Here is a 9,657-nt window from a genome sequence, read left to right as displayed (position 1 = left end):
TCGCGGGTCCGAGTCCCGTTTTCCGCTCTTTTTTTCTCTTTTGAAAAATACAGAAAGCACATGAATTTATATTTACGATACTTTGATAGAGAAACATTAGTTCATAATGTTGATGATGCGATAGACTTTTTGGCATCTATTCAGGAAATTGGTATGAATGCGGATTTGGAAGCTGACATTAGGGACTATGTTGAAAGTGATGTATTTTATCCTAAACGTTACAAGATTCGTCCGAGGGTTTATTTCATTATTATAAAAACTGAAGCTGCAACGATGCTTGACTTCAAACAGAAGAAGGCTCTGCGTTCAAATGCTGGTGCCGCGACGAGTGGTGACCAGAGGGAATTTGTTCCTACCGCTGCAACCCGCCTTTCTGAACAGAAGCAGGGGTGGTATCAGGGAACTCTTGATTTCAAGCGTGTCGTAATGATACCTGGAACGGGAAAACATGAATATCGTGATACTCATTTTGTGGCAGCTTGTAAGGCTAATTCCGGTTTGGATTGTTACAATCGTATTGTTGAGTATCTGAAAGGCCGAGTTGATAGCAGGAGCCAGTTCCCGTCTTCTAAAGGAAAGAACTTCAAGTTTACATTCCTTGGACTTTGGAAATGATCGGGTCTTTGTGTTTTGATTTATTTTATTGAATAAGTTTTAAATTTCTGTCTATGAATAAAGTGATGTTGATTGGTAATGTGGGCAAGGAACCTGATGTCAGGTATTATGACCGTGATCAGGCTGTGGCAACATTGTCTCTTGCTACTACAGAGCGTGGTTACACGTTGCAGAATGGAACTCAGGTTCCAGATAGAACTGAGTGGCATAATCTCGTCTTTTATCGGAATTTGGCAAAGGTTGTTGAAAAATATGTCCACAAGGGTGACAAGCTTTTTGTAGAAGGAAAAATACGAACTCGTTCGTATGCAGGGCAAAAGGGAGAAAAAAAATATGTGACGGAAATCTATGTTGACAATATGGAAATGTTGACGGCAAAGTCTTCTGTCCGTCCTTTGGAGGATGCAGGTGGCGCCAAAACGTCAACTGAAGATGCTGTGAAGGATGATAATGCTGAAACTGACGCGCCATTCTGATGTGCTGGCGTTGGTTGATAGAGCGTTGTTCCTTTGGGCTTTATGAAACTGATTAAATTTTAGTAAAATTGGATATATCATTTTTACAGCAGGCTTTTGAGGAGGTTTCCTTTAATACCCCTACGTTAGGGGTGGTAATTGCTTCTTTACTTGCTGTTGTCTTATTAGGCGCTTCTGCCTTTGCAAGCGGTTCTGAGATAGCGTTTTTTAGTCTTACTCCTTCGGATCTCAATGAAATGGACACGGAGAAGAATCCGAAAGATTTGGGGATAGACAAGCTCCGTAAGGACAGTGAGCGTACGCTTGCCACGATATTGGTGGCAAACAATTTCGTGAATGTAACCATCATTATGCTTTGCAACTATGTTTTTGGGTCGTTGATTGATTTTGGCAACGCCTATTGGTTGCAGTTCGTTTGCATAACAGTACTTTTGACTTTTCTGTTGCTTCTTTTCGGTGAGATAATGCCTAAGGTCTTTGCTCGTCAGAATGCATTGCAGTTCTGCCGTCGTGCCGTGGGTGGTGTCTTGGTGGCAAGAAAGATGTTCTGGCCGATAGAAAACATATTGTTGAGAAGTCGTGTGCTTGCCGACAGTCTTTTGCAGAAGGAAAATCATGTTCTGAGCGTTGATGAACTCGGGCAGGCTCTGGAACTCACTGACAAAGATGACATTAAGGATGAGAAGAGTATGCTTCAGGGTATCATACGTTTTGGAGACGAGACGGTGAAGGAGATCATGACAAGTCGTAAGGATGTAGTTGACATTGATATAAAGTCACCGTTCTCCAAGGTCATTAGTAGCATCGTGGATAATAACTACAGTAGGATACCAGTATATCAGGATAATACAGATAATATTCGTGGTGTTTTGTATATCAAGGATCTTCTGTTGCATATCGGAAAACCGGACAGCTTCAGGTGGCAGAGTCTCATCCGTCCACCTTATTTCGTTCCGGAGACCAAGAAAATTGATGATTTGTTGAGGGAGTTCCAGAATAACCGAATACACATCGCTATAGTGGTTGATGAATTCGGTGGAACCAGTGGCATTGTGACTCTAGAAGACGTGCTGGAGGAAATCGTAGGTGAGATTCGCGATGAATATGATGAAGATGAGAAAACCTACAGACGGATAAACAACAATACATTCATATTTGATGGCAAGACCCCCTTGAGTGATTTCTGCAGGATATTGAATGTTCCCGATGATGAATTCTCAGACGTTGAAGGTGAGGCTGATACCCTTGCTGGTCTAGTGTTGGAGATGAAGGGGGATTTCCCTAAGGTGCATGAAAAATTTGAACATTCAAACTTCGTCTTCGAGGTGTTGGATGTCAAGGAGCGCCGCATCGCCACTCTGAAGGTCATTTTGCGTGACGCTAAAGAAGTGAAAGGTGATGAAAAACAGTAATCCATAATACTGATTATGCCAAGAATTCCACTTAGTATAACAACGCCCAGTGATGTGCAAGTTGGCTTGTGGCGTATGGATGAGAGCGAGGACGAAATCCTGCATGCCAATCCTTCGCTTTATAGTCTGCTGCCAGACATCTCATCTATGAAGTCGCAGACTCGACGCCTTGAGCGTTTGGCTGTAGCAGCTTTGCTTGAGAGTATGTTTGGTCAGGCTGTACCTGTGGAACATAACGATGCCGGACGCCCGTTTCTTGACAACGGTTATGAAATCGGCATCAGTCATACCAGGGGGTATGCCGTTGTCATTGTTTCGAAAAAACATAACGTTGCTGTTGATATGGAATACATGAACGACAGGGTGATGCGGATAGCCAGACGTTTCTTGCGCGAGGATGAATCGCTGACAACAGTGAAAGAACTTCTTTTGTGCTGGTGTGCAAAAGAAACACTGTATAAGCTGCATAGCGATGACAGGCTGGCATTTCAGGAGATGCGGACGCATGGCATACGCAATGATGGAAATCTTGAGGGACGGTTTACAATAGATAATTTAAAGCGCGGTATTACTGTTGAAATGTCATATCTGTCAACTCAATCTTACATATTGACAATTGCCGTAGAAAAAAAGTCTTGAATAAATGTAAAAAACGGCAAAAGATTGTGTGGTAGAAATAAAATATGTAACTTTGCAATATTAATTATAACAATAATAATATGAAAATTTCACACATCGAACATTTAGGAATAGCAGTTCCGAGCATTGAGGAAGCTCTTCCGTATTTCAAAGACGTTTTGGGACTTGAGTGCTACGCAGTAGAAGAGGTTGCGGATCAGAAGGTGAAGACAGCTTTTTTGAAGTGTGGTGAGGTTAAGCTGGAATTGCTGGAGCCGACATCTCCAGACAGTACTATCCAGAAATGGCTCGACAAGGGCAATCATGGTGTTCACCACGTTGCTTTCTGCATTGAGGATGGCGTGGCAAATGCATTGGCAGAGTGTGATGGAAAGGGAGTACGTCTTATCGACAAGGCTCCTCGTAAGGGAGCTGAGAACTTGAATATCGCTTTCTTGCATCCTAAATCAACATGCGGAATTCTCACAGAATTGTGCGAGCACTAAAAAGGTAAAGAACAGTTTTTTAATAATTATAAATTAATTATGAGTAAGCAATTAGAGAAAATCAAGCAATTGATCGCTAAGCGTGAAGAAGCTCGCTTGGGTGGCGGAGAGAAAGCTATCGAGAAGCAGCACGCTCGTGGAAAATATACAGCGCGTGAGCGTATCGACATGCTCCTTGATGAGGGCAGCTTTGAGGAGTTTGACATGTTCAAGCTTCATCGTTGTACCAATTTCGGTATGGAGAAGAAGCAGTTCCTCGGTGACGGTGTTGTAGCCGGAAGCGGAACTATCGATGGTCGTCTCGTATACATCTTCGCTCAGGACTTCACCGTAAATGGTGGATCTCTCTCAGAGACTATGGCTCAGAAGATCTGCAAGGTCATGGATATGGGTATGAAGATGGGTGCACCGGTAATCGGTATCAACGACTCCGGTGGCGCACGTATCCAGGAGGGAATCAACGCATTGGCAGGATATGCTGAGATTTTCGAGCGTAACATCCTTGCTTCAGGTGTAATTCCGCAGATTAGTGGTATCTTCGGTCCTTGTGCCGGAGGTTCTGTTTATTCTCCAGCATTGACTGACTTCACTCTTATGATGGAGAACACATCATACATGTTCTTGACTGGTCCTAAGGTTGTGAAGACTGTTACGGGTGAGGATATCGACCAGGAGCACCTCGGTGGTGCAAGCGTACACTCTACAAAGAGTGGTGTGACTCACTTCACAGCAGCTACAGAGGAAGAGGCTATGGAGATGATCAAGACACTCTTGAGCTACATTCCTTCTAACAATATGGAGGAGGCTCCACGTAAGGAGTGCACAGATCCTATCAACCGTATGGAGGATTCTCTCAACGACATCATTCCTGACGATCCTAACATGGCATACGACATGTATAAGGTTATCGGAGCAATTGTTGACAATGGCGAATTTTTTGAGGTTCAGCCTAAGTTCGCAAAGAACATCATCGTTGGTTTCGCCCGCTTCAACGGACAGAGCGTTGGTGTCGTAGCCAACCAGCCATCATGCTATGCAGGTGTACTTGACGTTAATGCAAGCCGCAAGGGTGCTCGTTTCGTTCGTTTCTGCGACGCTTTCAATATTCCAATCGTCAGCCTCGTTGACGTGCCAGGATTCTTGCCAGGTACAGGTCAGGAGTACAATGCTGTTATCCTCCACGGAGCAAAGTTGCTTTATGCTTACGGAGAGGCTACAGTGCCAAAAATCACCGTTACATTGCGTAAGAGTTATGGTGGTAGCCATATTGTTATGGGTTGCAAGCAGTTGCGTACCGACCTCAACTATGCATGGCCATCAGCTGAGATTGCTGTTATGGGTGCAAGCGGTGCCGTTTCTGTGCTTTGTGCCAAGGAGGCAAAGACTCATGAGGATCCTAAGGCATTCCTTGCAGAGAAGGAAGAGGAGTACACCGAGATGTTCGCTAATCCATATCAGGCAGCCAAGTATGGCTACATTGATGATGTTATCGAGCCTCGCAACACTCGTTTCCGCATCTGTCGCGGTTTGGCACAGCTTGCTACTAAGCGTGACAACCTGCCTGCTAAGAAGCACGGAAATATTCCTATGTAATTTGAAATCTTTATCTGCCACGGAGCTGTTATGTTTCCGTGGCGGATAATTACAAATAGAGTATATAGTATGGGAAAAACAAATAATGAGGTATATGCGGCGATAGCTTTGGCATTGCATGAGTTCAAAGGAAACAATGTGCATGACAAGGAGCCGGGCATTATCACAATCAAGGAGAGACACTCTGATTGGGAGTCTCATCTGCTGCGCATGACTAACAAACCTCAAAAATAATTACACAGAGATGAAAGAATACAAATATACTATCAATGGCAACAAGTATGATGTCCAGATTGTTGACATCGTTGAGAATATTGCCACCGTCGCTGTAAATGGCGAGAACTATAGTGTTGAGATGGAGAAGGAGCCAGAGCCAGAGAAGAAGAAGGTTGTAGTAAAGCCTGTTGCTCAGCCACAGCCTGCGGCAGAGTCTTCTTCAGCTTCTGCTGCAACAGTGAACACCAACAATGCTCTGAAGGCACCACTGCCTGGAGTAGTAAGAGAGATCAACGTTGCTGTTGGCGACGAAGTTGCTGTTGGTGATACCGTTGTCGTACTTGAGGCAATGAAGATGGCAAACAACCTTGAGGCAGAGAAGGCTGGCAAGGTGACAGCCGTTCTTGTTCAGGTCGGTGAGAGCGTGATGGAGGATACTCCACTCGTAGTAATAGAATAAGAATTCTGAAACCATAATAGAATTACTGACAATGCCGCTTTAGCCGTGATGGCTAAGGCGGCATTTCTGTAGGGTATTATAATAGTCTTGCTAATTATTGATTTGCAAATAGTTTTCCGATAAGAGTGAGGAGGTTGGTTACCGTTTCCTTACTTTCAACAGGAATTTTAATCGATGTCTCTCCTGTCTTTTCGTTTTTCTCCGTTATGGAGTCAACGAGGGCAGCAGTGGCTTCGGGAGATTTCAGAGTCTTTGCCAATCCGGAGAGGAACGATATTCCTTGCTCCACAAGTTCTTTAGGATGTGCCTTTTTGTGGGATTTGTTTGGCTCGTTGTCAAAGGTTTCGTTCATGGCAGTCTGTCTGTCGTCTGTTTCGTTTCCGTCAGACAAGTATTCTGCGTTATGCGGCATGCCTTCTGTGTTATAGTCCTCTTCAGGTGTTGTGTTGTTTTCTTTTGCGGCTTCCTCATTTTCTTCTGCTGCGACAATAGCTTCTGCCGTGGAGGTTGTGTTGTTCTCATTCTCATCCGGCGTGTTGTTTTCCTCCTCTGATACGAAGCTGCTGACAGTCTCCATGATTTTGCCGAATTTGTTGTCGTCGGCAAAGATGGAATCCTCTCCGTTGTCGAGCACTCCTTCAAACATCGATGTCTTGAACCTCAACTTGCCCACCATAGTTTCCTCGATGGAGTGGGGTGCTACAAGGTTGATGACCTGTATGTTGCTTTGTTGTCCCAACCTGTATATGCGTCCGATGCGCTGCTCAAGCACAGCCGGATTCCATGGCAGGTCGATGTTGATTATAGTGGCTGCAACCTGAAGATTCAGTCCTGTGCTTCCAGCATCGGTGGAAAGGAAAACGCGACTTTCGGCATTGTTCGTGAAGTTGTCCACCATATCCTTCCTCTTTTCCGATGGCACTCCTCCATGCAGATACTCAAAGCCTATGCCTTTCTTTCTCAGTTCCTTAGCCACAAGTCGGGTCATCCGCTCCCATTGGCTGAACACCACCACCTTTTCTCCCTCCTCGCAAACGATGTCGCTTATGAGGTTGATACATTCGTCCACCTTGGTGTCGTATCTCGTCTTCTGGTCCAGGATATAGCTGCTGTCGCATACCATTCTCATCTGTGAAAGATGGAGCAGGAGCCTGTTGCGGTCTTTCTCCGACAGGAAGTGATGCTTCTGCCATTTCATGACAAGCATTCTCACCTGGTGCTGCCATTCGGAGTGCATACCCATCTGTTCTTTCGTCATCGGCACGAAGAGGTTCTTGTCAATCCTGCTTGGCATCTGCAGCTTCACGTCCTTCTTGCGCCGTCTGATAAGAATGTCGCTCAGTTGTTTTCCTATATTGTTCAGTCCCTTGTAACCTAATATCTTGCCAGTCTCGTCGCTCACGATATGTTCTTCCTTGAACTTGTAATACGGTGCGAGTCGGAAGTTGTCTGCAAACTCTACTATGGAATACAGTTCGTCGAGCTTGTTCTCCAACGGCGTGCCAGACAGGATGACGGCATAGTCGGATTCTATTTTCCTTGCCGCCCTCGAAATCTGTGTATTCCAGTTCTTCAACCGTTGCACCTCGTCCATGATGAGCATGTTGGTCTGTAGTTTTCCGAGAATCCTGATGTCGTTGCATGCGCTGTTGTACGACACAATCTTGTATGTCTCCTTACGGCAGTATGCCTCTTTCCTTTTCAGGTGTCCGCCTTCAATCACGTATACGTCAGCATCCGTGAATTTCTTTATTTCGCTTCTCCATTGGTATTTCAGTGAAGTGGGGCAGAGTATGAGTACAGATTCTATGAGTCCCTCTTTCCTCAGCAGTTCGGCGGTGCCGATAGCCTGAATGGTCTTGCCCAGTCCCATCTCGTCGGCGATAATAGCCTTGCCGGCTCTTGCTGCGAAGCGTATTCCCTCTTTCTGATAGGGATAAAGATTGGCATTGAGCAGAGCGTCAAGCTCTTCGTCGCCGTAAGTCGCCACGATATCCTTCCTTGCCTTTCTCGCCCTGAAGTCAAGTATGAAGTCAGTCGCATCTTTATAGCATCTGAATGTGTCGCTGATTCTCTTTGCCTGGTTCAGGAAGTCGCCGAAGGTGTAGAAGGCAGACTCCTTCAACACAGAGTCCTCGTCGAAATAATCCTTTGCCAGCTTCTCATATTCTTCCTTGTTGTCCGCTCCGATGCGTATCTTCACGCACCGTTCTTCCCTGTATGAAAGATAGACCGACGTGTATGGCGGAATCTCTCTGTGAACTCGATATTCCTTTCTCGTCCCCAGCCATTTTTTCACAGCTTCAATGTGCTTGCATGTTCCCAACCTTGATGTCTTGAAGTCCCAGCAGGAGCAATAGTTCCATTCGCTGTTAGCACCTCGGTATACCACCTTGTATTCATTTGCAGTCAGAGGATTGTCCACGAGATATTCTCCGGGGCATAGCTCATCGTCTACACAGCGTATCTTTAGCTTGGCAGGTTCAGCGATTTGTCTTCTGAGCTTCACCTGCCATTCTTCCATCGAAAGGTTGTCAGGCTTTATGATATGCGAAACCTTGGCTTTCTTCTTGCCGGTAGCTTTTCTTTTCCTTTTATCTTTATTTTCCTTTGTCGCCATATATATTTAAATGATCTTTATCGGCTTCTTAAGTCATTCCCAAATGGAAAGTTACCGAATTTCTCAAAGTCAACAAATAAGTACGTTCGGAAAACATTTCCATAATGTACGTTGTCATTCTGAATTTCGTTGTCTCCATTATATTGTGCAAATACTTTGCAAACGAGTGCAAAGAGAGTTTACTCTCAATTTGCCGAGTGCAGCTAAGTATTTTGCAAATATAGCATAAAAATACGATTAATCGAGCGAAGTGGGGGAATCTTTCTCGCTTCCGGGCGTCAGAATTTTATCCAGAGGCTGTAATTTGTTCCGGTACTCTCCGCCAAGTACTGTAGTACTCTTACGTAAGTACTGCAGTAATTTCCGTAAGAGTACTGGCGTAAGTCATATAGATACGATGCGTAAGTCATATAGATATGATACGAAAACTATAGGGTTAGACAGAATAAAAAGCGTGTTTGTTGTCTGCTTTGACTTTACCCTCAATCGGTCATTGGGGGCGGTAATGTCTTTTCCTAAATCAGAAGCTTGAATAATAATAATATCCTTGAAGAAACATTTTAGATAGAAAAGCAGTAACTTTGTAGCACGAAAAAAATAAAAATGTATGATAACATCAAAGACAGTTCATTCCTTCCAACTCAGTCAGCAGCAAGGACACACGCTCCTTACGGCACAGGAATATCCTTGGAGCGTGTTGCAGGTGGTGCCTACTACTCCGGCTGATTTTGAGAGTACGATGGCAATTCTGAAGGAGCGGGGAATGGTGGCTCACCATGATACCGACCGCACATTCTGTATTATCCATCTGACGAGCGGCGACCATGACGGGCAACACCCCGAGCGGCATATTACCATCACCCAAGACAACCACATGCAGATTATCAATGACCTAAAGGACACGATGGCGCAGGCGGCTGTGTGGTATAAGACGAATGTTGTAGACTCTCTCTTGTGATTCGCTCTAAATAATATACATCTTTTGAATCATAACAATCGACCACATGTAGAGATATGCTAATTTTATAATTGTCGGCGCAATACAATCATTGGGTAGCCGTTTCTAAATTAATATCCCTGTATGTGAACGTGTAACGTACGTTTAATAAAGCGTACTTTCTAAAACCTGGGTATTGCATAA

Annotated in this window: 10 protein-coding genes; 9 read left to right on the top strand and 1 reads right to left on the bottom strand. The window is 44.6% G+C overall.

Annotated elements, in window-relative coordinates; all coding sequences use genetic code 11:
- The first annotated feature begins 60 nt into the window (after positions 1-60).
- From QVO99_RS08025 to QVO99_RS07990, 8 genes are all read left to right on the top strand, one after another.
- Positions 61-615 carry a hypothetical protein gene (locus tag QVO99_RS08025; protein WP_042519906.1) on the top strand — a complete coding sequence of 185 codons (555 nt, stop codon included), beginning with the start codon at positions 61-63 and terminating at the stop codon, positions 613-615.
- 53 nt (positions 616-668) lie between these two features.
- The gene (locus QVO99_RS08020) at positions 669-1,091 is read left to right on the top strand and encodes a single-stranded DNA-binding protein (protein WP_042519904.1); all 423 of its coding nucleotides are present in this window, start codon (positions 669-671) and stop codon (positions 1,089-1,091) included.
- Positions 1,092-1,159: 68 nt separating this feature from the next.
- Positions 1,160-2,503 (top strand): gliding motility-associated protein GldE, encoded by a 1,344-nt coding sequence (gldE, locus tag QVO99_RS08015; RefSeq protein WP_022317095.1) that lies wholly within the window; start codon positions 1,160-1,162, stop codon positions 2,501-2,503.
- 15 nt (positions 2,504-2,518) lie between these two features.
- Complete coding sequence (locus QVO99_RS08010; protein ID WP_022317094.1) at positions 2,519-3,142, top strand: 4'-phosphopantetheinyl transferase family protein; 624 nt, start codon at positions 2,519-2,521, stop codon at positions 3,140-3,142.
- 80 nt (positions 3,143-3,222) lie between these two features.
- A complete protein-coding gene (gene mce, locus QVO99_RS08005) occupies positions 3,223-3,627 on the top strand; it encodes a methylmalonyl-CoA epimerase (RefSeq protein ID WP_022317093.1) in 405 nt (134 codons plus the stop codon).
- Positions 3,628-3,666: 39 nt separating this feature from the next.
- The gene (locus QVO99_RS08000; RefSeq protein ID WP_022317092.1) at positions 3,667-5,220 is read left to right on the top strand and encodes an acyl-CoA carboxylase subunit beta; all 1,554 of its coding nucleotides are present in this window, start codon (positions 3,667-3,669) and stop codon (positions 5,218-5,220) included.
- A gap of 69 nt (positions 5,221-5,289) precedes the next feature.
- Positions 5,290-5,454: a hypothetical protein gene (locus tag QVO99_RS07995; protein ID WP_022317091.1), complete on the top strand. Its 165-nt coding sequence runs from the start codon at positions 5,290-5,292 to the stop codon at positions 5,452-5,454.
- Positions 5,455-5,464: 10 nt separating this feature from the next.
- Positions 5,465-5,896 carry a biotin/lipoyl-containing protein gene (locus tag QVO99_RS07990; RefSeq protein ID WP_022317090.1) on the top strand — a complete coding sequence of 144 codons (432 nt, stop codon included), beginning with the start codon at positions 5,465-5,467 and terminating at the stop codon, positions 5,894-5,896.
- Between the two features lie 94 nt (positions 5,897-5,990).
- On the opposite strand, the gene QVO99_RS07985 is transcribed toward QVO99_RS07990, so the two are convergent.
- On the bottom strand, positions 5,991-8,516 hold the full coding sequence (locus QVO99_RS07985) for a DEAD/DEAH box helicase (RefSeq protein WP_022317089.1): 2,526 nt from the start codon (positions 8,514-8,516) through the stop codon (positions 5,991-5,993).
- Positions 8,517-9,123: 607 nt separating this feature from the next.
- Between QVO99_RS07985 and QVO99_RS07980 the strand changes: the two genes are divergently transcribed.
- The gene (locus QVO99_RS07980) at positions 9,124-9,474 is read left to right on the top strand and encodes a hypothetical protein (RefSeq protein WP_022317088.1); all 351 of its coding nucleotides are present in this window, start codon (positions 9,124-9,126) and stop codon (positions 9,472-9,474) included.
- Positions 9,475-9,657 lie beyond the last annotated feature (183 nt).

The organism is Prevotella sp. CAG:592 (assembly GCF_000436015.1).
In the GTDB taxonomy this organism is placed as follows: Bacteria; Bacteroidota; Bacteroidia; order Bacteroidales; family Bacteroidaceae; genus Prevotella; species Prevotella pectinovora.
The sequence above is the reverse complement of the archived record's forward strand: the minus strand, read 5'-3'. Positions and strand labels throughout refer to the sequence as shown.

Coding starts and splice junctions, on each gene's coding strand:
- QVO99_RS08025 (WP_042519906.1), top strand. CDS start 61: ATGAATTTATATTTACGATACTTTGATAGAGAAACATTAGTTCATAAT.
- QVO99_RS08020 (WP_042519904.1), top strand. CDS start 669: ATGAATAAAGTGATGTTGATTGGTAATGTGGGCAAGGAACCTGATGTC.
- QVO99_RS08010 (WP_022317094.1), top strand. CDS start 2,519: ATGCCAAGAATTCCACTTAGTATAACAACGCCCAGTGATGTGCAAGTT.
- mce (WP_022317093.1), top strand. CDS start 3,223: ATGAAAATTTCACACATCGAACATTTAGGAATAGCAGTTCCGAGCATT.
- QVO99_RS08000 (WP_022317092.1), top strand. CDS start 3,667: ATGAGTAAGCAATTAGAGAAAATCAAGCAATTGATCGCTAAGCGTGAA.
- QVO99_RS07995 (WP_022317091.1), top strand. CDS start 5,290: ATGGGAAAAACAAATAATGAGGTATATGCGGCGATAGCTTTGGCATTG.
- QVO99_RS07990 (WP_022317090.1), top strand. CDS start 5,465: ATGAAAGAATACAAATATACTATCAATGGCAACAAGTATGATGTCCAG.
- QVO99_RS07985 (WP_022317089.1), bottom strand. CDS start 8,516: ATGGCGACAAAGGAAAATAAAGATAAAAGGAAAAGAAAAGCTACCGGC.
- QVO99_RS07980 (WP_022317088.1), top strand. CDS start 9,124: ATGATAACATCAAAGACAGTTCATTCCTTCCAACTCAGTCAGCAGCAA.